The organism is Candidatus Thiodiazotropha sp. LNASS1 (assembly GCF_964212655.1).
Lineage (GTDB): Bacteria > Pseudomonadota > Gammaproteobacteria > Chromatiales > Chromatiaceae > Thiodiazotropha.
This window is the reverse complement of sequence record NZ_OZ156465.1, coordinates 359998-386198: the sequence shown is the minus strand read 5'-3', so window position 1 is coordinate 386198 and position 26201 is coordinate 359998. Positions and strand designations below refer to the sequence as shown.

Genomic DNA, 26201 nt, shown 5'->3' with positions numbered 1-26201 from the left:
CTTCAAACAACAGAATAGATTGTTTGCGTAGATTAGCGGTGATTGGTGTCCATTTGCGGCTAGAGACCCCATGTCGATAAACGCGAAATCCTGGCTGCAACAAATAAATACCCTGCCATTGCAGGAGCCGGTCAAGATCATGAATGTCTGCGGTGGTCATGAGCGCGCCATTACCCAGGCCGGATTGCGTGGCGCACTACCCAGCCATATAGAGCTGATACCTGGCCCTGGCTGCCCTGTTTGCGTATGTCCCGAAGAGGATGTCTATCAAGCGATGCAGCTGGCGCTACAGGAGCCGATCACTCTGGTGGCATTTGGCGACATGCTACGGGTACCGGTCAATGTCAGCAAGGGAGAACCACGCTCCCTTGATCAGGCCCATGCCGCCGGTGCGGATATCCGTCCCATCGCCTCACCCATCGAGGCCCTGCATATCGCTCAGGCCTCTCCCGACCGGGAGGTGGTCTTTTTTGCCGCCGGCTTCGAGACCACAACGGCACCGGTCGCCGCGCTGTTGGTCGAGGGTATGCCTGACAACCTCACCATCCTGCTATCGGGTCGACTGACCTGGCCTGCCGTATCTATGTTGCTCAGTGGTGAAAAGCCGGGATTCAATGCCCTGGTCGCGCCCGGTCATGTGGCGACTGTGATGGGGCCGGAGGAGTGGTCATTTGTCGTGCAACAGCACCACATACCTGCCGCTGTGGCCGGCTTTACCCCGGAGAGCCTGCTGGCGGCCACCTACTCCGTGATCAGGCAGTATCTGGACGACAGGATATTTCTCGACAACTGCTACCCTGAATTGGTCAAACCCGGCGGTAATCCCAGCGCGAAAGCTCATCTGAAAAAGGCGCTGGTTGTTGTCGATGCCAACTGGCGTGGGATCGGTATCATTCCCAATTCCGGTTTTAACCTGAATGATGAGTACTCAAACTGGGATGCCCGGAAGCGTTTTCCCGACTATGATTCTGCCGATCGAAAACGGAGTGGCGAGATGCCTCCCGGTTGTGACTGCGCGGCGGTGGTACTGGGTCGAAAATACCCGAATCAGTGCACACTCTACGGCAAGACTTGTACCCCAAGGACACCGATCGGACCCTGCATGGTATCCGATGAAGGTGCCTGCCGAATCTGGTGGAGTGGTGGGATTCGGCAACACAGGCAATCACAGATTACTTCATAAATAACATATAACTATTTATTTTATATATTATATTTACAAATTTTCAATTTAAAAGACGAGTGCCATTCAATCTGCTTTCAGGTACTCAGCGAGGATTAAGTTTATCCATCTTCAATTCCTATGCACGCTCCTATAAATCCCGCCTGAGCAAGTATTACTCCACTTCCTGTTGAAACTCACCTACTAAAATTACGGTCTATACTTATTGTATTACTTACTGTTTTCCTGGGTTTTAAATGAGGAAAGTTGGGCAGAAAATCATGCAGTGGATAGCGGAGTGGCTGACTAAGGAGAGTCCGCCCTCCACCTCGCCGCTATGTGATTTCAATCGCCTCAGTTATGAACTCAGACCCGCTGATGTTCTGTTGGTAGAGGGACGCAGCCGGGTAAGCAACGTAATCAAGACCATCACCCAAAGCACATGGACCCACTCCGCGCTCTATATCGGGCGCATCTATGATATCCGCGATCCACAACTACAACAGCGGGTACGCATGGCCTATCAAGGCGACCTCAGTGAACAGTTGATGGTCGAGGCCCTGCTGGGTGAAGGCACGATCATTACCCCACTCTCCAAGTATCGTAAGGACCATTTGCGCATCTGCCGACCCACAGGGCTCGAACCTGAAGATGCGCATAAGGTGGTGGCCCATGCCATCCACCATATCGGCTTTGACTATGATGTGCGCCATCTGCTCGACCTGGCCCGCTTCTTCTTTCCCTGGAACGTCTTACCCAGGCGCTGGCGCTCCAGTCTGTTTGAGCACAATGCCGGTTCGCCCACGCGAACCGTCTGTTCCTCGCTGTTGGCATCCGCCTTCAATAAGGTCAATTTTCCTATCCTGCCTTTTATCGATCGTGATGAAGACGGCAGCCTGCGTTTCTTTAAACGGAACCCGCGACTCTTTACGCCAAAGGACTTCGACTACTCACCCTATTTCGACATCATTAAATATCCATTCCTCGGACTGGATGATTTGGGTGTCTATCGTCGATTACCATGGGGTGATGACAGCATTCTTTATAATGATAACGAGCGAACCTTCGCTGCTGCGACAAAGATGGACGAGGTGGATTTTCCCGATAATGAACCTGAAATAAGCAAGAAACGTAAGAAACATGAAGAGGAACAAGCTTATCCTCAGGACGATGAGGCGGCTCAGCAAATAATCAACACAATGCGCGAGGCTGACCGATGACACTGCTCGGATTTCTACTCTTATTGCTGATGTTGTGGGGACTGGCCTATGGTTCGGCAGGTGCGATTGTATGGATACTGTTGCCGCCCATACTCCTGATCAGCCTGCAGCTTGCAGAGCTCATGACACTCCTTGTCGCACTGCCTGTATGGCTGATCTATGCCACAACCCTGTTCTTCTACCTTAAGCCACGACTGCGTCTCCGCTGGATCAGTAAACCGCTGTTGTCCGCATTCCGGAAGGTGATGCCTTCCATGTCGACCACCGAAAAAGAGGCGTTGAACGCCGGGAGTGTCTGGTGGGACGGTGAACTATTCTCAGGACAACCCGACTGGAGCAAACTGCTGCGCCAGCCACAATGCCATCTGACGGCGCAGGAACAGGAATTCCTTGACGGGCCGGTGCAAACCCTCTGCGATATGCTCGATGACTGGGACATCACCAACGAACGCAAAGACCTGCCTCCCGAAGTGTGGCAGTTCATCAAACAATCAGGCCTTTTCGGCATGATCATCCCCAAAACCTACGGTGGTCTCGGCTTTTCCGCCTATGCCCACTCCCAGGTGGTGATGAAGATCGCCAGCCGCAGCATCACCACAGCCGTTACAGTGATGGTACCCAACTCCCTGGGCCCGGCAAAGCTGCTGCTTCAATACGGTACGGATGAACAGAAAGCAAACTATCTCAACAAGCTGGCCACCGGAGAGGAGATACCCTGTTTTGCCCTGACCAATCCCCACGCAGGCAGTGATGCCGGCGCCATTCCGGATAATGGTCAGGTCACTTACGGCGACTTTGAAGGGAACCAGATCCTGGGTATCAGGCTCAACTGGGAAAAGCGCTATATAACCCTGGCACCGGTCGCAACCCTTATCGGCCTGGCATTTAAATTGGAGGATCCACAAGGCCTGCTCTCAGACGATCCCCATCCAGGCATCACACTGGCCCTTATCCCCCGTGACACATCCGGTGTGGCGATAGGATCAAGACACATGCCCCTCGATATACCCTTCCAAAACGGTCCCATTGAGGGGCGGGATGTATTTATCCCCATGACTTGGGTAGTCGGCGGAAATGATGGTGTGGGCAAGGGTTGGCAGATGCTGGTCGAATGCCTCTCCGAGGGGCGCGGCATCTCACTCCCTGCACTCTCGACTGCGGCGGGTAAAAGTGCCAGCCGATATACCGGCGCCTATGCCGCTGTCCGCACCCAATTCGGCCAGCCCATAGGCCACTTCGAAGGGGTGGAAGAGGCGCTGGCAAGGATAGGCGGGCTGACCTATCAAATGGATGCGGCGCGTAAACTCACACTCAGCGCACTGGATAGCGGTGAATCACCTTCTGTGATCTCAGCGATTATCAAGTACCATCTTACCGAGCGTTACCGCCAGGCGGTCAACGATGCCATGGATATCCAGGGAGGCAGTGGCATCTGTCTCGGTCCCGACAATCTGACAGGCAGAGGTTACCAGGCAATTCCCATCGCAATTACCGTAGAGGGTGCCAATATCCTTACCCGTAGCATGATCATCTTCGGTCAGGGTGCGATACGCGCCCACCCTTACATTCTCAGCGAATTCGAGGCGGCTGAGAATCCCGATCAGGAAATCGCACTCACACAGTTCGATGATGCTCTCTTCAGCCACATCGGTTTCGTACTGACAAATTTTGCCCGTACCCTCTGGTTCGGCGTCACCCATGGACGGCTCTCCGAAAGCCCGAAAAGCGGACCTGCCAAGCGCTACTTTCAACGCCTGAACTGGATGGCCTCCACCTTTGCCCTGACCACCGATGCGGCGCTGATGACACTGGGTGGTTCGCTCAAGCGTAAGGAACGCCTCTCAGCCAGACTTGGTGACATGCTCAGCAACCTTTATATTGCCAGTGCATGCCTTAAGCGCTATGTCGAAGAGGGAGAGCGTCAAGACGACCTGCCCCTGATGAGATGGGCCTTGGAGGACTCCCTCTATCGTTTCCAGCATGCCTTGCGGGGCCTGTTACGCAATATCCCGTTCAGACCCCTGGCCTGGCTGTTGCGGCTAGTGATATTTCCAACCGGACTGCCGTTTCATAAACCCACCGACAACCTCGACCATCAGGTTGCGCGTATTCTGCTTAGCCCTAACGAGGCCAGGGAACGGCTCACTCAGGGGATCTACACTACAGAGGATCAACAACAGCGGGCCGGTCAATTGGAACAGGCGCTGTTTGCCGTGAATGCCGCGGCGCCCCATGAAAAGACCTTACACAGAGCAAAACGGGCCGGTCAGCTGAAATCCAGGGACAACCGAAATCTGATCGCAGAAGCCGTCTCCCTTGGGATCTTGAGCGAGAGCGAAAAAGTGGCGCTGGATGAGGCGGACCGCCTGCGCAGCCAGATCATTCAGGTGAATTCATTCAGCCACCTCGGCACGGTGGCATCCGAGCGTAAACAGAGGGGTTCAAAGGTATCCAAACTCAACAAACGGGGTGCCGCATGATGCGTAAATATTTCCATACCGGTTCAGGATAGGATAAGTTAAGGAGTGTTGGAGCTGATTTGCTTATCAGTGCCAGCAGTCCCAGGGTGCGAAATGCTACTCTACCCACACCAAAGTGAACCCGACAACAAAAACCGGGGTTCTTTAAGCGATAAAAAATGGTGCCAGCATGGATAATCCAAACATTGATTATATACAGTTGAAAGATGCCGACACGATAGGCGCCGTCTTCCAGGAACGTGTAAAACGCTCACCGGATGCCACTGCCTATATACAATACGACGAAGAACGCGAGGTTTGGCAAGAGACCAGCTGGAGTGAGATGGCGCAGCTGGTTGCACGCTGGCAGGCAGCCTTTCGCAATGAAAATCTCAGACCGGGTGACAGGGTGGCCATCATGTTGCGCAACTGCCGCGAATGGGCCATCTTCGATCTGGCGGCTCAGTGCCTGGGTTTGATCACCGTCCCCCTCTACACCAATGATCGCCCTGAGAATATCGGTTACATCCTACAAGATGCCGGCATCCGTCTGCTGCTCCTGGAAAACAACGAACAGTGGCAGGAACTCCAGCAGATCCGCAATCAGTTGGCCGGCCTGAACCGTATCGTCTCGCTGCACAAGGTCGACCCGATGGGTCTTCAACCCCACCTGGTCTCACTGGAAGAATGGCTGCCCGATCAAACCAACGATAGACTGCAGGTCATCGATGTAGCCAGCAAGGATCTGGCCACCATTGTCTACACCTCAGGTACCACCGGCCGATCCAAAGGTGTGATGTTGAGTCATCACAATATCCTGTGGGATATCGAGAGCGGTGTAAAGGTTATCGATATCTATACAACCGACACCTTTCTCTCTTTTCTCCCGCTCTCGCACACCCTTGAGCGAACCGTTGGTTACTATCTGGCACTCGTATCTGGCGCAGCCACGGCCTACGCGAGATCGATTCCTCAGCTGGCTGAAGATCTCGAGACCATCAAACCAACCATATTGATTTCGGTACCACGCATATTTGAGAGGGTGTACGCCAAGATACAGGACAAACTCGAAAGCGACTCTGCAATAGCCCGTGGCATATTCAGTCTGGCTGTAGAAACCGGTTGGACCCATTTTGAGTTTCAGCAAGGACGTAGCTCATGGTCACCTAAATTATGGCTCTGGCCACTACTGGAAAAGATAGTGGCGCGTAAGATTCAGGACAAGTTGGGTGGACGCCTGCGAATTGCGGTTTCAGGCGGCGCCCCGCTTTCGCCAGACATCGCCAAAGTTTTCATTGGACTCGGTGTGCCCATACTGCAGGGTTACGGCCTAACGGAGACCAGCCCCATCATCTCAGCCAATACCCATGAAAACAATTTTCCGGCCAGTGTCGGCAGGCCCTTTCCCAGGATAGAAGTCAAGATCAATGAGTATGAGGAACTGCTCTGTAGAGCGCCTAATGTGATGATGGGATACTGGAACAACCGGAATGCAACCTCTGAGGTGATTGATGCAGATGGTTGGTTCCATACAGGTGACAAGGCGAAAATCGAAGATGGTTATATCTTTATCACCGGCCGACTGAAAGAGATCATTGTTATGGCCAATGGGGAAAAGGTTCCTCCTGCCGATATGGAGATGTGCATCGCCATGGATTCCCTGTTCGACCAGGTGCTGGTACTCGGCGAAGGCAAACCCTACCTGTCCGCCATCGTGGTGCTCAATCCCGAACACGCCCAAATACTTGGTTTGAGCCCCGGCAATATCAGCGAGCAGCAGATGCAGGAATTATTGGCCCGCATCAACAATCACCTGGACAACTTTCCCGGTTATGCGAAGATCATCCGTGTGACCGTGCTCGGTGAACCCTGGAGCGTGGAGAACGGTTTGATCACTCCCACTCTGAAGCTGAAGCGGAAAAACATCCTTGAGCGATATGCCAAAGAGTATGATGAAATGTATATCGGGCATTGAGTGAGGCTACCGTCTCATATAGCATCAATTATCAAGCAAAAAATACGATTTTCCGCTGTCGGCTTTTTCATTCACTTGCGACAATGAAAAACGGCGGTACATTACTGTACTGCCTGAAATTCTGAATCAATTAGAGGTTTCCTGGTCAGTCAGAATAACAGGTTCGCTAAAGTAGTAGCCCTGGCACTGTTGTACATTCTCTTGACTTAACCACTCTAACTGCCGTGAATTTTCCACTCCTTCAGCAACCACGTTCAGATCCATGATTTCCGCCATTTTTATCAGTGCCGTGCAGATACCGGTGGCATAATTGTCTGCGGGTAATCCCTTGGTGAAACTGGAATCAAGTTTCAGAGTATCCAGCGCAAAGTCCCTGAGATAAGAGAAGGAAGAATAACCTGTGCCAAAATCATCGACTGCGATACGAACACCAAGCTTTTTCAGACTGCGTACGACGTACCTGCTCAGTTCGATATCTTCTATCAGACTGCTTTCTGTGATTTCCAACTCAAGTCGCTTTGGATCGAAGCCTGTCCTGGTCAGAATCGACTCAACACGATGGGAAAAATCACCTTGATTAAATTGATGTATGGAGACATTGACATTCAATTGTAATGGCCGATCGCCGTTATCGTCACAGGCAAGTATTTCTATACAGGCCCGTTCCAAAATCCAATCACCCAATTCGATGATTAAACCTGAATTTTCGAGAAATGGAAGAAACTCTGTGGGATCCACTAAACCGCGTCTTGGATTATCCCACCGCAACAAGGCCTCCATTCCGACCATTGATCCTGTATTGACATCGATAATTGGCTGGTAGAGCAGATGAAAACTTTTTGTCTTCAACGCCTCCATCAACTCACTCTCCTGTTGTATCAGGCCGTCCTCATTGGCACCCAGCAAATGATTGTAGACGCAATACTGCCCGCGCCCACTCCTTTTTGCTTGATACATGGCCATATCGGCCTTCTGAATCAAACTACCGATGTCATCCTTGGAGAATGGATAGAAGACGATACCGATGCTGCATCCGATATGCACCTTCCTTGATTCGATCTCGAACGGTTCCCTGATGGTTTCAAGGATGGTTTTTGCAATGTTTACACCATCGCTTATCGATTTGATCTGCTCTGCAATAATGGTGAACTCATCGCCCCCCAAACGCGCCACAGTATCACCCACACGCAGCATCTTCTTCAATCGCACAGCTGCCTTTTTCAACAGTAGATCACCAGCATGGTGGCCAAGGCTGTCATTGACCTTCTTAAAGCGGTCCAGATCGATAAACATCAAGGCGACAAGATACTCTCCCCGATCAGCCTGCTCCATGGCATGTTTTAACCGATCACTGAATAGTTGTCGATTGGGCAGATTGGTCAAGCCATCATATTGGGCCAGATAGCGTATATGTTCCTCGTTCTTTCTATGCTCGCTGACATCCTGCGCAACCGTGATGATCTGCCCAGGACCTCCTGAAAATTCGAGATAGGCGCCTGACAGGGAGACCAGCACGCAGGAACCCTCAGCAGTAATATATCTGGCGTCAATACTATCCGCCTCATCCTTCATATGATAGGTGAGCCATTGCTTGACGCGCACACCATCTCGACTGTCGATAATGTCGTAATATGACATACCCACCAACCGCTCTTTATCGTAACCGATCATATCAACAGCAGCATTATTGACCATGATAATATTCTTATCGACAGAGACAACGATCAATGCATCACGCAAATTATTGAGTACATCATTCAAATACTGTCTAGATACCGATGTATTGGAAAGATCCCTGCTCATACGGTTGAATGAGTGGATCAGTTGACCGATCTCGTCACTTCGGTTTTTTTCCAACTCAATGCCATAGGCGCCTTCACCGACACGTTTCACATATTCTGTCAGCGTTCGAATCGGTGACACTAATCTATTTGAGATCAATGCAGCCAAAGCCAAGCCTAGCAACAGTAAAATACCGGTAACGAAAAACAGCAGATATCGTTCGCGTTGATGCGATTTCGAGGTTAATTCGGATAACTGCCGAGTCAGTTTCTCTGTGTTTTCCAGTTGCCCCTTTTTAGATAGCGCAATTCTGACCCAACCCAGTCTTTCATCGGCAATATGGACTGGAGAGACTATCTCCATCACATCTTTTGAGTTTTTTAGCAGTGGCACCGATTCCTTTTTAATCCAGTCCAGAATTTTTCCGTCTTCTATTTGCTTGCCGTAGTTGTCTAACAGTTCGGTTCCATCGTGAACGATCACACCCTGTGGATCGATCACCATGACATAGACGATGTCATCCAGATTGGCAACGCTCTGCAGCAGATGCAGGATAGCGAGCATATCAAAATTATAGAGGGGGTTTGCCACATCCTCGCTCAGAATTGCACTTAGATTCATAAGGCGTTTTTTTGCCTCATTATGTAGGGCAACACTCATTGTGGAGGAGGTGGTGGTTTTGATATTGGATAGCAGGTCCTTAGACTGGAAGAAAAACAGTGTAGCTAGGATAATCGTAACAATGACGATTCCGGCACCAATAGCAACGGTATATCTGAACTGTAGATTTCTTGCCATTGAATCAGTAGCCCATCAGGATTCAACAGGGCTGCATCAAGCTACACATACATTCAATCCTTGTGATTGTATGTAAATGTTCTTCATGCTTTGCATCGTAATTTTACCTTTGCGCATGACTTGATCCTTTTAGGGTGTGAGTGCTCGATCGACTTTATCGACTATAGAGTACATGTCGTATATCGACTGTTTCTGCTCATCACTCAGTACATCGAATTTTTTTGTTCGCTGGTAGGCATGCAGGACAGGCTGAGCCTTCGGATCATCACCGGCCTGCAACAAAATCCCTTCGAGGCGTCTTTTTAAAGCCGGGTTTAAATCACGGCGCACCAATTCCACTGCGCGAACGACAGGTGGAAGCTTTTTAAAAATGGAAAACTGAGCACGATACTGGGAAGGCAGATGATCTTCCTTATCCCAATCCAGATTGCTGAACGCACCGGCATGGGCCAGACCTTTATTCACCAGTGTGGCTATATTGATCTCTTCCCTGACAAACACAAAGCCAACCTTATCAGCCGGTGGTGTTTCCCGAAAATTTCTCAATTTAACAGGCGTCAATCCACTCTGTAACATTGCATGGACAGGCAAATAGTAGGCTGTTGTAGATGCTGGATCCTCCAGGGCAATGATCTTTCCCTTCAAGTCCTCAAGTTTCTTTACTGCCCCATCCTTAAGTGAAAAAAATACCGTGTAGTATTCAGATGTATTTTTTTTCCACTTTCTAAGTAATAGCTCCGCACCGCTTTTCTCATGCAGATATGATGCGGCAATAGGTGTTTCCGTCACCCAGTCCACATCACCTCTGGCCAACAACTCCGCCATATGCTCTTTGCTTTTTGCCATGCGGATCTTGCCTTTTGTGATTCCGAGGTCACGCATTCTTTCCACCACATACATCAGCATGGGTTTCAAGTAACGATAGTGTTTTTTTGGATTGTGGCTGATCTTACCTATTACCAATGTATTCGGATCACTGCCACTTGCTGCAACATAGGACGGTATCGACCAGGAGAGAAGGAACAGCAGCAGAAGCGCTCCTGTGCCTAAGTTACGTATCATTTTGAGGGCCTGTTATAGACAAATTCGACTATCATTGTCACAACCTAGAAATCAACTTGAGCGCGAAGTTGAAGAATAGAGGGCGTATCCTCCCCCTCCACATCACCATCCGCATCGGCATAGCTGTCATTATCGACAATGATTGCGTTGGCCATCAGGCGAATCTGCCGATTGATATACCAATTGATTCCCAGTGTGATGTTGTCGCTAGATCCACCCTCGATCTCACCATCGTTGAGATCCAGGGAGCTGAAACGTGCGGCCACCTCTACAGCGCCATGGTCGGAAAGCGGCCTAATCCGCCCAAATTTTGCCGAACGCTGCTTATAGCGGCGGCTTTCACCTGTCAGGAACCAACTAACCTGTAGATACCAGCCTTCAAAGGTCGGCTCCGTACCTTCGTCACGCTCAATTTTTGCTTGCATCCACTCACCCTGCAATGAAAACGGACCTGACACCCATGCACCTTCCAGGCCCAGTAGCGCGGTAGATCGACTCTGCTTGAGTTTGCCCGTGTCGAGATATCGAATATCGGTCAGGTGAGACTCCGGCCTGGTATCGATTCGAACCTCCTCTTCATCATCCAATTTTCTGTAGCTGGCGGCTATGCCGATGTGAAATGCGGATCTATCTTCCGCCAGCGGCGCATAAGTCCAGCGACTGGTGACACCCCAGCCTTCATCACCCTCATCGTCAGCGTCATCGTTGTAATCATCACCGAACAGGCCGGCGGCAAAGGTCATCTGTTCACCCGACCACCGGGCAGCAATACCCATGCTTCTTCCTGGAGCGAACGCATTGGGCAAGGCGCGCTCCATAAAGGTCAGATATCGCTTGCTGGTCATCTCCTCCAGGCTGAAAGGCTCTTTGAAATGTCCAACGGAAAAGCGCCAGGGGTAAATGGCATCATAGGCAAACCAGGCATCCTTGACGTCCGCTTCCCCATCGGAGAAGTCGACACTGAACTCGTAGATGAAATCGGCATACAGCCGTCCTTCCAGATCGAGTCTTAAATCACGCAGTTCGCTCCCATTACCCAGGGCATTCTTATCCTCATCATATACTGCGGCATCAGCCAGGATCCTGCCCCCCAACTGCATGGAGAACTCACCATCGGTCGTGGTCACCTCAAGACCACCTTTGGTGTTGATGACTAAATCCTCATGACCCTCTGTGCTCCTATCTTGTGCCGCCAAGGCTGCAGAAAAGAAACTACAGAGTAACAATAGAGCTACTGATTTATTCATAATCTAACCCGCTAGAACTGGATTGTGCGCCCTGCGCCAGAGGGAAACAGCGATAGAAATTGGCGGTTGTCCGGTCTGCAATTGCCTCGAGTGTCAGCCCTTTCAGCTCTGCCACACATTCAGCAACATGCCGCACATGGATCGGCTGATTGGGTTTGCCGCGATGGGGTACCGGCGCCAGGTAGGGGGAGTCTGTCTCGATCAGCAGATGATCCATCGGCACCAGTTTTACGACCTCACGCAACTCGACCGCATTCTTGAAGGTGATGATGCCGGAAAATGAGATATAAAAACCCATCTCCAGTGCCTGTTTCGCCATGGACCAGTTCTCTGTGAAGCAGTGCATCACCCCACCCACATCGTCCGCCCCCTCATCCTGCATGATCTGGATTGTATCGATCCGCGCGTCCCGGGTGTGGATGATGAGAGGGAGTTTCGCCGCCTTGGCTGCTCGAATATGCTGCCGAAACCGTTCACGCTGCCAATCCAGATCCCCTTCTCCATGAAAATAATCCAGTCCGGTCTCCCCGATGGCGACGACCTTTTCACTGCGTGAGAGTCTCAGCAACTCCTCAACCGTGGGTTCATGACGCTCCTTATCATTTGGATGCACGCCCACCGATATGGAAATCTGTGGGTAATCCGCTACCAGTGCCACCATGGCAGGCCAGGATTCAAGATCGATTGAGACGCACAACAGATGATCGATACCTTGTGCAAGGGTACTGCTCATGAAGCTGGCAAAATCCCCGTTATAGGGAGCAAGAGAGACACGATCGAGATGGCAGTGGGAATCGACTAACATGGAGCTTTATTCGGGCCGTTCCTGATTTTGACAGGGGATTGTAGCTGCATCTTCAACTCCAGACTCGACAATTTCGTTCTGTGAACGATACTTATCAGCAGCTCCACCGGCAGGGGGCTGATAAAGATCTCCATTTCGGTTGTGTCACAAAAAGAAAAATAACTAACCATTGGTCAGATAGAGAACCCGCATGTTAGTCGGCCTATGACTATAGCGTGTGTGTAGGACGGTCTGATTTCAGGGCGCCGGCAAGATAGGTCTCGATCTTGTTGCGTGCTGCACCGCCATCCTGATCACTGAACTGGACACCGATGCCGGCTGCTCTGTTACCCTCCGCGCCGACGGGTGTGATCCAGATGATCTTACCGGCCACCGGCAGACGCTCCGTCTCGTCCATCAGCGTCAGCAGCATGAAAACCTCGTCACCCAATCGGTACTGCTTGGTCGTGGGAATAAAAAGTCCACCAAATTCAACAAATTGCATGTAGGCCGCATACAAGGCATTCTTATCCTTGATAGTCAGCGAGAGTATTCCTTGTTTGGGTCCACCAGCCATACGATTCTCAGTTTCTGTCTAACACGCCTGGGTTCTGCAATCACACCAGGAAATCAGCAGCTTTTCCAAGGTCAATTGCGGGTTTAAATTGCTCTCTACGGTACTCCTGGCCGCATAAACCTGGAGCAGATAGCCATGCAGAGTCCTCGAGTTTATCTTGTCGGCCGTTTTCTGCAAAGCTTGAGTGAGATCCCGATTAAAGATCCCCCCCTCATCACCCCCTTCCTGCAGACGAATCAGATCGATCACCCAGCCCGTCAGCCACTCCAACAACAAGACGCTGTCAAAGGCTCCCCATCCACGCGCCAGGCTGACCGGATCACGTTTCCCACCCAGAAGCTGTAGAAATCCTTTTGCCATTTCTTTGCGGGCATTCAGGAGCTCACTGTTGTCAAGCTGAAGCGCCTTAAGTGGCGCACCGTTGGCCAGTGTCAACAACAGTTGCGGATCTTCCTGGGTCACCTTGTCAGAGAGCCACTCGATGGCCTGTGTCCTGTGCGGAGGTTTGAAATCTACTTTCTGACAGCGGCTGCGGATAGTGGCAAGTAATCTGCCCGGTTGATCGGTCAACAGCAATATCACGCTGCCCGGCGTAGGCTCTTCCAGGGTTTTGAGGAGACTGTTGGCCGCGGCTTTGTTCATTCGATGGGCCGGTTTTATGGCGATCACCTTGTTACCGCCGGCATGGCTGGTTAATGAAGCATTGGCGGTAAGGCTCCGAATAGCTTCTATCGTTATCTCACCGCTTTTACTCTCTTCATCCGGTTTCAACCATTTAAAATCGGGATGGTTACCGCTGTACAGCAACTGACACTGACGACAGGCGCCGCAGGCGACACCGTCAAGGTCTCTATCCACACACAACACGGATTGGGCAAAACTGAGCACGAACTGCTCTTTTCCCAATCCGGGAGGTCCCGAAAGCAATAAGGCATGGGGCAGTCGGTGCTGTTCTACGGCCTGTTGTAAAAAATACCACTGCTCGTCGTGCCATGGCAGGCGATGATAACGCAACTCACTCACCCTGGCTCGCCAGATAGTGTTGAACGACCGTTTTGATTTGATCCTGCACCATTTCCAAGGCTGGAGATGCATCGATTACCTGGACACGATCAGGCTCCTGCGTGGCGATCCGCAGATATCCCGCTCTCACTTTCTCAAAGAAGTCGCGGTTCTCGCTTTCAAATCGATCAGGCTCTGAACGCTTCCCGGCACGCTGCAAACCGGTATCCACCGGCACGTCGAGCAACAATGTCAGATCGGGACGCAACTTACCCTGAACGAACTGCTGTAACTTGGCAATCTTCTCCAGCGATAGACCTCTTCCCGCCCCTTGATAGGCAAAGCTTGCATCAGTGAAACGATCGCACAACACCCAGATTCCCCGCTCAAGGGCCGGTAGGATTTTTTGTTGCAGATGCTCCGCACGCGCGGCGAACATCAACAGCAGTTCCGTATCGTCCGCCATACCTGTGTGTTTGTGCCCCAACAGCAATTCACGAATGGCTTCGCCAAGCGGTGTTCCACCCGGTTCCCGGGTAAAAAGCACCTGTTTGCCGGCGGTTTCAATCAAGGATTGGATGAATGCCAGATTACTGCTTTTTCCAGCCCCTTCACCGCCTTCAACGGTGATGAATCGTCCTTTTGCCGTCTTTTTCATTGCAGTCATCTCTTCAACTGATACTTTCGTACCGCTTTGTTGTGCTCCTCAAGGGTTGAAGAGAAATAGTGTCCGCCATCACCGGTTGCGACGAAATAGAGCGAATTGCCCTCTTCCGGATTCAAAGCCGCACGTATTGCAGCGCCGCTCGGCATGGCAATTGGTGTCGGTGTCAATCCTTTGTGCAGATAGGTGTTGTAAGGGGTGTCGCGAGTGAGGTCCCGCTTACGGATATTACCGTTATAGCTCTCTCCCATACCGTAGATAACCGTGGGATCGGTCTGCAACAACATGCCGCGCTTCAGGCGCCTTATGAATACACCGGCTATCTTGCCCCGCTCCTCTGGTATGCCGGTCTCCCGCTCGATAATCGAGGCCAGTATGAGAGCCTCATATGGGCTTTTCAGCGGCAGCTGCTTTTTCCGCTGTTGCCAGGCCTGTTCCAATACAGATTCCATTCGTTTAAAGGCCCGCTTTAGAAAGGCCGCATCGGTGGTACCGCGGGGAAAGTGATAGGTATCAGGGTAGAATCGCCCCTCCGGATGCAGATCGTCCAGGCCAAGATGTTGCATCACCTGATCGTTCGTTACCTCCTTCAGGCTATGTTCCAATACCGGATCACGTCTGATCGCAGCCATCAACTGGTCGAATGTCCACCCCTCGATGATCGTGAGGGCATATTGAACAACCTGTGAGGAGCTGAGGATTTCAAGCAGCTTCGGTGGCGTGGTTTCAGCAGGCAGATAGTATTCGCCGGCCTTCAGTCTACTGGCTTGACCCTGCCAACGGGCAATGAATCTCAACAACATGGGCTTCTCGAGCATACCTCGTTGCTGCAGATCCTCCGCCAAACTTCTGACCGTCATACCCGGATGCAGAATATAGTTCACGCCCTCCTCGGGTAAATTCAGGGATTTGTTGACAAATCCGTCATATTCCATCCAACCCCAAGCCAGAAGGATGCTGGCGACAAAGATCAGAATACCGAGCAGACGATTAACCCGCATTTCTCACCAGTCGGACTCTACTAATTGGAAATAATCGTTGGCGTTGAGCATAACGCCATTCTACTGGAAAAATCCGCGGGGTGAAGTTGATTACCACGACTTTTGGATAACCAAAAGAGTAAATACTAAGCCGTGCTACAGGCTTCCTCCACCCTGTAACGCAACTCACGGGGAATATTCTCCTGGTCAAATTGCCGCTTATTCAGCACCGCGACCGGACAGAATCCCATCACAGAATTGGTTACAAACATGGCATCGGCACTCATCAGCCTATCCCTATCCAAATCGGTGATGTGCATTGGGATTGAGAGCTGACCTGCAATTTCAATCACCAATTCTCTGACCACACCCGCAATGCCTGAATGGGTAAGATCAGGCGTATAGATCGTATTGCCCTGCAGCATGAACAGGTTGGACTGTGTGCCGCAGATCACCTTCTCCCTTTCATCCATCATCAGGCACTCGGATAAGGAGTCATCCTGACATTCCCTACGCGCCAGTACTTGTTCAAGACGGTTTAAGTGTTTGTAACCTGCCAGTTGTCTGTTTCGGCCAATCCTGGTGCGGCAAATCCCAAGATGAATACCTTCTGTATACCAGCTCTGAGGATAGTCGGGCCAGGGATGGAGACTGATAAGGCGTCGCGGTGAAGCGGGGCTGGGAGGGGTATATCCCCTGCCCCCACTGCCCCGGGTAAGTATTATCTTCACAACCGCCAGATCATGCTCGGCACAGAGTGCGAGAACCTCTTTTTCAAGCAGCTGCTTATCGCTGGGAGGGAAGCCGATTGCTGTTTCCCCACGGGAAAGTCGGGCCATGTGTCGCCGCCATAAACAGGGACGCCCCTGTCTGACGGCCAAAGTCTCGAACAAACCATCGCCGTATTGCAGACCACGATCAGAGAACGGTATCAGATCGCCTGATTTGCCGTTAACTAGCAATTAGCCTTCGTCCTCAGTTTACACGGCGGAATGCCAGGGTACCGTTAGTGCCGCCAAATCCAAATGAGTTGGAAATCACCACGTCCAGCTTCATCGCTCTTGCGCTATTGGGAACATAATCCAGGTCGCATTCGGGATCCTGGTTTTCCAAGTTGATGGTGGGTGGCACAACCTGATTGTAGAGTGTCAGAATCGTATAAACGGCCTCTGCGCCACCTGCCGCACCCAGCATATGACCGGTCATCGATTTCGTGGAACTGACACATAGCTTGTATGCATGATCACCAAAGGCACGTTTGACCGCCATAGTCTCCGCCACATCGCCGGCCGGGGTGGAGGTTCCGTGTGCGTTGATATAATCAACCTCATCCACGTTGATTCCACCATCCTGAAGTGCCAGCTCCATGCATTTGGCAGCACCTGATCCGTCTACTGAGGGTGCTGTCATGTGGTAGGCATCGGAGTTCATTCCGATACCGGCCAATTCGGCATAGATCTTCGCGCCACGCGCCTTGGCCTGCTCATACTCCTCCAGCACAACTACACCGGCGCCATCGCTGAGTACGAAACCATCCCGGTCTTTATCCCAAGGGCGACTGGCTCCCTGTGGATCGTCGTTGCGACGAGAAAGCGCCCGTGCCGCTGCGAACCCACCCAAGCCAACCGGTGATGTGGCCATTTCGGCACCACCGGCGATCATCACGTCCGTCCGGCCATGCCGGATCATCATAGCAGCCTCGGCGATGCTGTGGGCGCCACTGCTGCATGCGGAAACGATCGAGTAGTTGGGTCCCTTCAATCCATACATGATGGAGAGGTTACCGGACACCATGTTGATAATGCTTGAAGGCACGAAAAACGGTGAGATTTTACGAGGACCGCCATCCAGGTAGGCCTGGTAACTGTTTTCGATACCGGTAATGCCGCCGATACCTGAACCAATCAGAACACCGATGCGTTCTGCATTCTCCTCCGTCACCTCAAGCCCTGCATCTTTGATCGCCTGTATACCGGCAGCGATGCCATAATGGATAAACTTATCCATTTTCTTGGCTTCTTTCTTCGCTATGTAATCGGTGATTTCGAAACCGTAGATGGGACCACCGAACTGGGTAGAAAATGATCCAACATCAAAATGGGTAATGGGTTGGATACCACTTTTGCCGGCCTGAATATTCTCCCACGATGTAGGAATATCCAGCCCGACAGGCGCTACCATACCTAAACCCGTAACGACGACCCTTCTTGCAGTCATGTATGACTACCCCCAAAGTTCAGTGGTGTTGCTGAAAAGCAAAAGGCCGCGCCCCTTTCTATTGTTAGAGCTTGACGGCCTATAAAAAATAGAAAATCTTTGCGCAAAGATTAACTGTGTGCGTTGATGTAATCGACAGCAAGTTGCACAGTCGTGATCTTTTCAGCCTCTTCATCAGGAATCTCGGTTTCAAATTCCTCTTCAAGAGCCATAACCAATTCCACTGTGTCGAGAGAGTCAGCGCCAAGATCATCGACAAAAGAGGCTTCTAACGTTACCTCCTCTTCCTTCACGCCTAGTTGTTCTACGACAATTTTACGAACTCGTTCTACGACATCGCTCATGTTATTAATTTCCTCTGGATTATCCGCCGGCCTCGAAAAGGACCGATGCGGTATTGTAGTAACAAAAAACACTTGAGAAAAGCGCAATCCTCAGATAACTTTCGCATCTCAAATTCACCATAAATAAATTTATTTAACAGTATGTTATGATAATTTATTTATGTTAATTATGAGAATTGATCTCGAGTTTTCGCATATCAACTCATGTACATTCCACCGTTAACATGGAGTGTTTCACCGGTAATATAACGTCCGGATTGCCCTGCCAGGAACAAAACCGCATTGGCAATATCCTCCGGTGACCCCAGTCTCTGCAAAGGGATGTTCACTTCAAGACTCTTGCGTTGTTCCTCGGGCAGCTCGTTCGTCATATCTGTCTCGATAAAGCCCGGCGCCACAGAATTGACGGTAATCCCTCTCGAACCCACCTCCCTGGCCAAAGAGCGTGTAAAACCGTGGATTCCCGCCTTGGCGGCAGCGTAGTTGGTCTGACCGGCATTCCCCATTGCCCCGACTACGGATGAGATGTTGACAATACGCCCCTTTCGCGCCTTCATCATGCCGCGCAATACCGCCTTGCTAAGGCGAAAAACAGAGGTCAGGTTGGTGTTGATGATGCTTTCCCACTCCTCATCCTTCATGCGCATGAGGAGGTTATCGCGGGTAATACCGGCATTGTTCACCAATACAGTAGGATTACCGAACTCCTTACCGACCGCCTCAATGAGCGCATCGATAGATTCAACATCAGCGACATTCAACACCATGCCGCACCCGGCATGCCCCGCAGACTTAAAACGTTCTGTAATCCCTTGCGCACCAACCTCGGAGGTCGCTGTGCCGATCACCGTTGCACCCGCATCCGCCAGGGTGTCTGCAATGGCTGCGCCGATACCTCGACTGGCGCCGGTAACCACTGCTATCTCATTCTCCAGACTCATTTCAATGTCTCCAGCGCTTGCATCAAGCTTTTTGCATCAAACACAGGCAATCCGACAAGACCACGATCGATTCTTTTGGTCAATCCTGCCAGGACCTTTCCGGGCCCTGCTTCAAGCAGGCTCGAAATACCCGAGGTCGCCATCATCTGTACCGTTTCCACCCATCGCACAGGACTGTATAACTGAGCGGCAAGCTGCTTGCTTATCGACTCGGCATCCTTTGCCACTGCGACACTTGCGTTGTGTATCACCGAGATTGAGGGTTGTGAAATGCTGACCCCATTAAGCAATTGAGCCAATCGCTCCGCAGCCGGTTTCATCAATGCACAATGCGATGGCACACTGACCGGGAGTGGCAATGCACGTTTAGCACCTGCCTCCTTAGCCAATACGCATGCCCGGTCCACTGCCTCTTTATGACCGGCAATGACGACCTGGCCGGGTGAATTGAAGTTTACAGCTTCAATTACATCACCGGATGCGGCTTCGGCACAGACCGTTTTCACCTGAACATCGTCAAGTCCCAGGATTGCCGCCATGCCGCCGCTTCCCTCAGGTACGGCCTCCTGCATAAATCGGCCTCGCTCGGCCACCAGCCTGACGGCATCGATAAATTCGATCGCATCCGCACAAACCAATGCCGTGTATTCTCCCAGACTGTGTCCCGCCATGATTTGGGGCTTGGCACCGCCCTGTTCCAGCCAGACCCGCCATACAGACACCCCGGCAGCAAGCATCGCGGGTTGTGTCTTTGTTGTCTGGTTGAGTGCGTCATTCGGGCCATTTTGAACCAGCTCCCACAGATCATAGCCCAAGGCGTCCGTAGCTTCTGCGAATGTCTGACTGACGATTGGATGGGCTGCTGCCAATTCACTCAACATCCCAACGGACTGAGACCCCTGTCCTGGAAAAACGATACCGAATGATGAATTACTCATAGCTTACACTGTCAAATCACTAAAATTTCGCTAAAACCGAACCCCAGGTAAAACCGCCGCCAAATGCCTCCATGAGGATAGTCTCACCACGCTTAATCCGACCATCCCTGACCGCCACATCCAAAGCGAGAGGTACCGACGCAGCAGAAGTGTTGCCATGTTCATCCACTGTGACTACCACATGATCCATCGGGGTCTGCAGCTTTTTCGCGGTTGCATTGATGATCCTTATATTGGCCTGATGGGGAATTAACCAATCCACATCTGATTTTTCCATGTTATTGGCGGCCAAGGTCTCATCTACGATTCTACCCAAGGTGGTCACCGCAACCTTGAAGACTTCATTTCCCTTCATCTCGACGTATGCAGAACCCTGTAGTATCTCTTTATAACCGCGTGAGATACCGGTTGGGACCCGGAGCAGGCTCTCATAGGCACCGTCCGCATGCAGGTGAGTGGAGATAATGCCCGGTTCATCACTCGCTTCGATGACAACCGCGCCGGCACCGTCGCCAAACAACACACAGGTATTTCGATCACTCCAGTCAATAATGCGTGAAAAGGTTTCGGCACCTACCACAAGTGCTCTTTTCGCCGCCCCGGACCGGATAAAGTTATCAGCGACGCCAAGCGCATAAACAAAACCGGTGCAGACAGCCTGAACATCAAATGCAGCAGGCCCCCTGATCCCAAGGCGTGCTTGCAGAAGACACGCAGTGCTGGGAAAAACCTGATCAGCGGTTGTTGTGGCAACGACAATCAGGTCTATGTCACTGGCTTCGATACCAGCCATCTCAATCGCCTTAAGCGCGGCCTTCTCCGCCAGATCACATGTAAACTCGTCATCGGCTGCAATATGCCGCTTACGGATACCTGTACGATCGAAGATCCACTGATCGGTGGTATCCACAATCTTCTCAAGATCCTGGTTGGTGAGCACCTTTTCGGGCAGATATCCACCAGTGCCTGTGATACGCGAATAGATCACGCGATCTCCCTTTTTTCCAGATGAGTTTTAACCTGCTCGGATATGCGATGCGGGACATCACATGAAACTTCTTTGCGCGCAATGCTGATTGCATTCATGAAGGCCAGTTTGTCAGCACTGCCATGGCTCTTGATCACTATTCCACGCAGTCCCAACAGGCTGGCGCCGTTATAACGTCTGTGGTCTATACGCGTGCGAAATGCTCTCAGCACAGGCATTGCAATCAAACCTGCCAGTTTAGTCAGCGGGTTCTTTTTGAATTCAAGGGTCATAAAATGACGAATCATCTTCGCCACGCCCTCGCTGCTCTTCAGCGCTATGTTGCCAACAAAACCGTCGGAAACAATCACATCAGTACCGCCCTGGTAGATATCGTCACCTTCGACATAACCCACGTAGTTCAGAGAACTCTGCAATAAGAGCTCGTGTGCCTCTTTAACCTGTTCGTTACCTTTGATCTCTTCCTGTCCGATATTCAGCAGACCGATTTTCGGATTGGCGATATCAGTCACTGCCGCCACAGTCTCACTGCCCATGACAGCAAATTGAACCAGGTGCTCAGCGCTGCAATCGACATTCGCGCCAAGATCCAGCATAAAGGTCTGGCCGGTGATGGATGGCAAGGCGGTGATAATCGCAGGTCTATCTATATTAGGCAGCATCTTTAACACGAAGCGAGATGTAGCCATCAGCGCCCCTGTGTTGCCGGCGCTGACACAGGCATTTGCTTCCCCGCTCTTGACCAGATCGATCGCCACACGCATTGACGAATCTTTCTTGTTTCGCAAGGCTTTGGATGGCAGTTCATCCATCGCAACAGTTTGGGAAGCATGTTTGATTTGCAGTCGCTCGCCAAACGGATGAGGCCCCAACTTCTTTGTCAGGATATTATCGTCACCAACCAGAATTAGCGCGGTCTCATGATCACGTCGGAGATACTCCCTGGCAGCAGGTATCACGACATCTGCGCCAATATCCCCCCCCATGGCATCCAATGCGATTGTTACTGGTTTACTCATGTGCTAACGATTCACCCATCCACTGAAACCCGTTGGACCGTTTGTCATTTTTCAAGTTGTATACAGAATCGAATTGTGCCAACAGATATAATCGGAATACTCCAATTACGAGAGACATGCCAATCGAAGATTCTGCCTATCAATTAAAGAACCCAACAAGGGATCACCCTTGATGGGTTTCTAAATCATGAATAGTGGGAATCGGGGGATCACTCGCCCTTTGAGTTGACTACCTTACGGCCTTTATAAAAGCCATCCGCTGTTACATGATGACGAAGATGGGTTTCACCCGAAGTGGAATCGATTGAGAGCGTTTCACCTTTCAGCGAATCATGAGCGCGGCGCATGCCACGCTTTGAAGGAGTCTTTCTATTTTGCTGAACAGCCATGGCTGATCTCCCGAATATTCTTTCTGTTAACCAATTTACTCTTTGTCCCGCTTCAGCTCTGCCAGAGCCGCAAACGGGTTTTCTCGTTCTTGCCCACTGCTCTCTATCGGCTTTTCTCCAGCCACTCCCAACACGGGTGCGGCACAAGCCCCAGGATCATGCATGGCCACTTGCGGCAATGCCAGAAGCAATTCGTCTTCGATCAAGTCTCTGAACACCACCTGATCATCCTCGACCAAACAAGGATCCAGGTCTTCAGCCAGCATCTCGGCCTCATCCAACCCTTGGACGAATACTACGGACAGCTGGGTATCGATCGGAAGATTCACCTCTTCCAGACACCGCTGGCACTGCAGCGACAATTCCGCCTTGAGCCATCCTCTGAGTATCGCCCGCCGCTCCTGGTCACGACCAAACGACAGCTTGAAACTGACGTTTCCCGCTGGTTTCAGCAAGCAAGCGCCCAACCTTGAAAAGGTATCCAAAGGAAGCTCTCCGCCGATCTCTTTGCCAAGATCGGCGAAACGCCACGGATCTAACCGATCAGGAAAGCGCTTCGACATAAGCGGACAATAATATTATGAGTATGGCGCCCATGTCAAAATGACATGGGCGGTGTAGGACTTGGTTAGTGGCCGACCAGGGCCAGCAGGATACCGGCGGCCACGGCCGATCCGATGACACCCGCCACATTCGGCCCCATGGCATGCATCAGAAGGAAATTATGGTGATTGGATTCCAGACCGACCTTATTGACGACACGGGCCGCCATCGGTACCGCAGAGACACCCGCAGCTCCAATCAGTGGGTTCACCTTTCCGCCCGTTACCCGATACATGATCTTACCCATGATGACACCGGTCGCCGTACCGATGCAGAAGGCGAAGGCCCCAAGTGCCAAAATACCCAAAGTCTCGACGGTAAGGAACTTATCTGCCGAAAGTTTCGAGCCCACAGCCAGCCCCAAGAAAATAGTCACAACGTTGATGATCTCGTTCTGCGAAGCGTGGCTCAATCGCTCTACCACACCACACTCTCTGAGCAGATTACCGAATGTCAGCATACCGATCAGGGGAGCCGCGGAAGGGAGGAAGATTGCGCACAGGAACAACACCGCAAACGGGAAAAGAACCTTTTCCAGCTTGGTGACGTGGCGTAACTGCTGCATCTCCACATTGCGCTCTTTACTGGTGGTCAGAAGACGCATGATCGGAGGTTGAATGATCGGCACCAGCGCCATGTATGAATATGCCGCGACGGCTATTGCTCCCAGCAGGTCGGGGGATAGCCTCGAGGCGAGAAAGATTGCTGTCGGTCCATCCGCGCCCCCAATGATCGCTATGGCGGATGCATCGGCCAGACTGAATTCGAAACCGGGTATGAAATTCAACGCCAAGGCACCCAGCAGGGTGACGAAAATACCAAACTGGGCTGCAGCTCCCAGTAACAGTGTCCAGGGCATCGCAATCAGTGCGCCGAAATCAGTCAGTGCGCCGACCCCCATAAAAATCAGCAGGGGGAAAACACCTGTCTCAATACCAACATGGTAGATGTAGCCCAATATACCATCGGGGCCGCTGATGCCGGCAAGCGGGATGTTGCTCAGGATGGCGCCAAATCCGATCGGCACCAACAACAGTGGTTCGAACTTTTTGACCACTGCCAAGTAAATTAACAGGCAGCCGACGCCCATCATGAGCAGTTGCCCCCACCCCATGTTGGCCAGCCCGGTTGATTGCCAAAGTGGCTGAATACCTATTTCGATCATATCAGGAGAGACTCAATAGAGGTGATCCAACCTGAACGGTTTCACCCTCTTTCACTAAAATCTGGGCAACGGTTCCTGCTGAAGTGGCACGTACCTCCGTCTCCATCTTCATGGCCTCGAGAACCATCACGACATCGCCGGCAGCGATGGCATCTCCCGCGGCGACCTTGATGGCATGGATGTTACCGGACAACGGTGCGTTGATTACATCCCCACCAGGGTTGACCGCAGCAACCGGCGCTGCACTCTGAGCCGCCGCCAGTGTGGATGTCTGGGTTACCTCGCTCACGGTACCTGATGGAGTGACCTTCACATTGTAGGTAACACCGTTGACCTCGACCTGATAGGACTCTGGTCCGCCTGCTGTACCAGTCGCTTTAACGGGAGTCGGGGCCTGGGCTTGGGCAGGCGCTGTGGATTCGGCACCGGGTGGTGGCTCGAAGGCATCCGGATTGTCGCGATTCCTGAGGAATTTCAGGCCAACCTGAGGGAAGAGCGCGTAGATGAGTACATCATCCACCTCATCATCAGCAACCCTGATACCATGCTCTTCGGCCAATCCGTGAAATTCAGCGGAAAGCCTATCCATCTCATCATCCAGCAGATCTGCGGGACGACAGGTGACAGGCTCAGCCCCGTCAAGGACCTTCAGCTGAAGTTCACTGTTAACAGGTGCCGGAGTGGCGCCATACTCACCCTTGAGCACACCCTCCGTCTCTTTGGCGATGCTCTTGTAGCGCTCGCCCATCAGGACGTTGATCACTGCCTGGGTACCGACAATCTGTGATGTTGGGGTCACCAGGGGAATATAACCCAGGTCCTTGCGCACACGGGGAATCTCTTCGAGTACCTGATCCAGTTTATCGCTGGCCCCCTGCTCCCTGAGCTGATTCTCCATGTTGGTCAACATGCCGCCAGGCACCTGTGCCACCAGGATGCGTGAATCGACACCCTTGAGCGAACCTTCGAACTTGGCGTACTTCTTGCGCACTTCACGAAAGTAGGCAGCGATCTCCTGCAGCAGATTCAGATCCAATCCAGTGTCGCGATCGCTTTCCTGCAGGATCGCCACCACAGATTCCGTTGCCGAATGCCCATAGGTCATACTCATCGAGGAGATGGAGGTATCGAGCATGTCGATACCGGCTTCAGCACACTTGATATTGGTGGCCGTACTCATACCGGTGGTGGCATGGCTTTGCATGGCAATTGGTATGGATATTGCCTCCTTGAGACGGGTCACCAGTTCATAGCCGAGATAGGGATTCAACAGGCCTGCCATATCCTTGATGCAGATCGAATCGCAACCCATCTCTTCCAGGCGTTTACCCATGTCAACCCAATAATTCATGTTGTGTACGGGACTGACCGTATAAGACATGGTGCCCTGGGCATGCTTGTCGACCTTGAGTGTTGCCTTGATTGCGGTCTCAAGATTACGCAGGTCATTCATGGCGTCGAATATACGGAAGACATCGACGCCGTTGACTGCCGCCCTCTCGACAAATTTATCGACCACATCATCAGCGTAGTGCCTATAACCGAGGATATTCTGTCCGCGGAAAAGCATCTGCATGGGAGTTTTCGGCATCGCGGCCTTAAGTGTTCGGATACGCTCCCAGGGATCTTCACCCAGAAATCGAATACAGGCATCGAATGTTGCACCACCCCAGGTCTCCAAAGACCAAAAGCCTACGTTGTCAAGCTTCTCTGCTATGGGCAGCATATCTTCGATACGCATTCTGGTTGCAAACAGGGACTGATGTGCATCGCGTAGCACGACATCAGTGATTCCAAGTGGTTTCATTTCACTCATAAACTAGCCGCCGTTGATTGGTAAACAGCCAAAAAGTTGCTTATTAATAAAACTTAGGAACTTTAACAG

The 26201-nt window shown here is 51.6% G+C and carries 23 protein-coding genes; 4 read left to right on the top strand and 19 right to left on the bottom strand.

Annotation, left to right across the window (positions count from 1 at the left end; translation table 11 throughout):
• Nucleotides 1-70 precede the first annotated feature (70 nt).
• The 4 genes from hypD to AB8516_RS01530 all read left to right on the top strand — a co-directional run bounded on the left by hypD (nt 71) and on the right by AB8516_RS01530 (nt 6816).
• On the top strand, nt 71-1183 hold the full coding sequence (gene hypD, locus AB8516_RS01545; protein WP_369157403.1) for a hydrogenase formation protein HypD: 1113 nt from the start codon (nt 71-73) through the stop codon (nt 1181-1183).
• A gap of 260 nt (nt 1184-1443) precedes the next feature.
• Nucleotides 1444-2382, top strand: coding sequence for a YiiX/YebB-like N1pC/P60 family cysteine hydrolase (locus tag AB8516_RS01540; RefSeq protein WP_369157401.1), 939 nt, complete (start codon nt 1444-1446; stop codon nt 2380-2382).
• The gene (locus AB8516_RS01535) at nt 2379-4862 is read left to right on the top strand and encodes an acyl-CoA dehydrogenase (protein ID WP_369157398.1); all 2484 of its coding nucleotides are present in this window, start codon (nt 2379-2381) and stop codon (nt 4860-4862) included. The genes AB8516_RS01540 and AB8516_RS01535 overlap by 4 nt, the downstream gene beginning before the upstream one ends.
• A gap of 169 nt (nt 4863-5031) precedes the next feature.
• A complete protein-coding gene (locus AB8516_RS01530; RefSeq protein ID WP_369157396.1) occupies nt 5032-6816 on the top strand; it encodes a long-chain fatty acid--CoA ligase in 1785 nt (594 codons plus the stop codon).
• A gap of 126 nt (nt 6817-6942) precedes the next feature.
• Here the strand turns inward: AB8516_RS01530 and AB8516_RS01525 are convergent, their stop codons facing one another.
• The 19 genes from AB8516_RS01525 to oadA all read right to left on the bottom strand — a co-directional run bounded on the left by AB8516_RS01525 (nt 6943) and on the right by oadA (nt 26132).
• On the bottom strand, nt 6943-9396 hold the full coding sequence (locus AB8516_RS01525) for an EAL domain-containing protein (protein ID WP_369157393.1): 2454 nt from the start codon (nt 9394-9396) through the stop codon (nt 6943-6945).
• A 129-nt stretch (nt 9397-9525) separates the two neighbouring features.
• Nucleotides 9526-10458, bottom strand: a complete 933-nt coding sequence (locus AB8516_RS01520; RefSeq protein ID WP_369157391.1) for a phosphate/phosphite/phosphonate ABC transporter substrate-binding protein — start codon at nt 10456-10458, stop codon at nt 9526-9528.
• A 44-nt stretch (nt 10459-10502) separates the two neighbouring features.
• Nucleotides 10503-11705 (bottom strand): OprO/OprP family phosphate-selective porin, encoded by a 1203-nt coding sequence (locus AB8516_RS01515; protein WP_369157389.1) that lies wholly within the window; start codon nt 11703-11705, stop codon nt 10503-10505.
• On the bottom strand, nt 11698-12510 hold the full coding sequence (locus AB8516_RS01510) for a TatD family hydrolase (RefSeq protein WP_369157387.1): 813 nt from the start codon (nt 12508-12510) through the stop codon (nt 11698-11700). Before AB8516_RS01510 ends, AB8516_RS01515 begins: the two co-directional genes overlap by 8 nt.
• Nucleotides 12511-12718: 208 nt before the next feature.
• Complete coding sequence (locus AB8516_RS01505) at nt 12719-13066, bottom strand: PilZ domain-containing protein (protein ID WP_069126860.1); 348 nt, start codon at nt 13064-13066, stop codon at nt 12719-12721.
• A gap of 18 nt (nt 13067-13084) precedes the next feature.
• On the bottom strand, nt 13085-14089 hold the full coding sequence (locus AB8516_RS01500) for a DNA polymerase III subunit delta' (protein WP_369157383.1): 1005 nt from the start codon (nt 14087-14089) through the stop codon (nt 13085-13087).
• On the bottom strand, nt 14082-14726 hold the full coding sequence (gene tmk / locus AB8516_RS01495; protein ID WP_369157381.1) for a dTMP kinase: 645 nt from the start codon (nt 14724-14726) through the stop codon (nt 14082-14084). Before tmk ends, AB8516_RS01500 begins: the two co-directional genes overlap by 8 nt.
• Before the next feature lie 5 nt (nt 14727-14731).
• Nucleotides 14732-15733: an endolytic transglycosylase MltG gene (gene mltG, locus AB8516_RS01490; RefSeq protein WP_369157379.1), complete on the bottom strand. Its 1002-nt coding sequence runs from the start codon at nt 15731-15733 to the stop codon at nt 14732-14734.
• Between the two features lie 125 nt (nt 15734-15858).
• On the bottom strand, nt 15859-16674 hold the full coding sequence (gene pabC / locus AB8516_RS01485; protein ID WP_369157377.1) for an aminodeoxychorismate lyase: 816 nt from the start codon (nt 16672-16674) through the stop codon (nt 15859-15861).
• 13 nt (nt 16675-16687) lie between these two features.
• Nucleotides 16688-17929 carry a beta-ketoacyl-ACP synthase II gene (gene fabF, locus AB8516_RS01480; protein ID WP_369157375.1) on the bottom strand — a complete coding sequence of 414 codons (1242 nt, stop codon included), beginning with the start codon at nt 17927-17929 and terminating at the stop codon, nt 16688-16690.
• Between the two features lie 110 nt (nt 17930-18039).
• The gene (acpP, locus tag AB8516_RS01475) at nt 18040-18273 is read right to left on the bottom strand and encodes an acyl carrier protein (protein WP_069126856.1); all 234 of its coding nucleotides are present in this window, start codon (nt 18271-18273) and stop codon (nt 18040-18042) included.
• Between the two features lie 197 nt (nt 18274-18470).
• The gene (gene fabG / locus AB8516_RS01470) at nt 18471-19214 is read right to left on the bottom strand and encodes a 3-oxoacyl-ACP reductase FabG (protein WP_369157373.1); all 744 of its coding nucleotides are present in this window, start codon (nt 19212-19214) and stop codon (nt 18471-18473) included.
• Entirely contained in the window at nt 19211-20152 is a 942-nt protein-coding gene (gene fabD, locus AB8516_RS01465) for an ACP S-malonyltransferase (RefSeq protein ID WP_369157371.1), read from the bottom strand. Before fabD ends, fabG begins: the two co-directional genes overlap by 4 nt.
• A gap of 19 nt (nt 20153-20171) precedes the next feature.
• Nucleotides 20172-21140, bottom strand: coding sequence for a beta-ketoacyl-ACP synthase III (locus AB8516_RS01460; protein WP_369157369.1), 969 nt, complete (start codon nt 21138-21140; stop codon nt 20172-20174).
• Entirely contained in the window at nt 21137-22159 is a 1023-nt protein-coding gene (gene plsX / locus AB8516_RS01455) for a phosphate acyltransferase PlsX (protein WP_369157367.1), read from the bottom strand. The genes AB8516_RS01460 and plsX overlap by 4 nt, the downstream gene beginning before the upstream one ends.
• Before the next feature lie 209 nt (nt 22160-22368).
• A complete protein-coding gene (gene rpmF, locus AB8516_RS01450) occupies nt 22369-22548 on the bottom strand; it encodes a 50S ribosomal protein L32 (protein ID WP_108294148.1) in 180 nt (59 codons plus the stop codon).
• A gap of 35 nt (nt 22549-22583) precedes the next feature.
• A complete protein-coding gene (locus AB8516_RS01445) occupies nt 22584-23111 on the bottom strand; it encodes a DUF177 domain-containing protein (RefSeq protein WP_108294146.1) in 528 nt (175 codons plus the stop codon).
• Nucleotides 23112-23176: 65 nt separating this feature from the next.
• Nucleotides 23177-24316, bottom strand: coding sequence for a sodium ion-translocating decarboxylase subunit beta (locus AB8516_RS01440; RefSeq protein WP_369157363.1), 1140 nt, complete (start codon nt 24314-24316; stop codon nt 23177-23179).
• Between the two features lies 1 nt (nt 24317).
• Nucleotides 24318-26132, bottom strand: coding sequence for a sodium-extruding oxaloacetate decarboxylase subunit alpha (gene oadA, locus AB8516_RS01435; RefSeq protein ID WP_369157361.1), 1815 nt, complete (start codon nt 26130-26132; stop codon nt 24318-24320).
• Nucleotides 26133-26201: the final 69 nt, after the last annotated feature.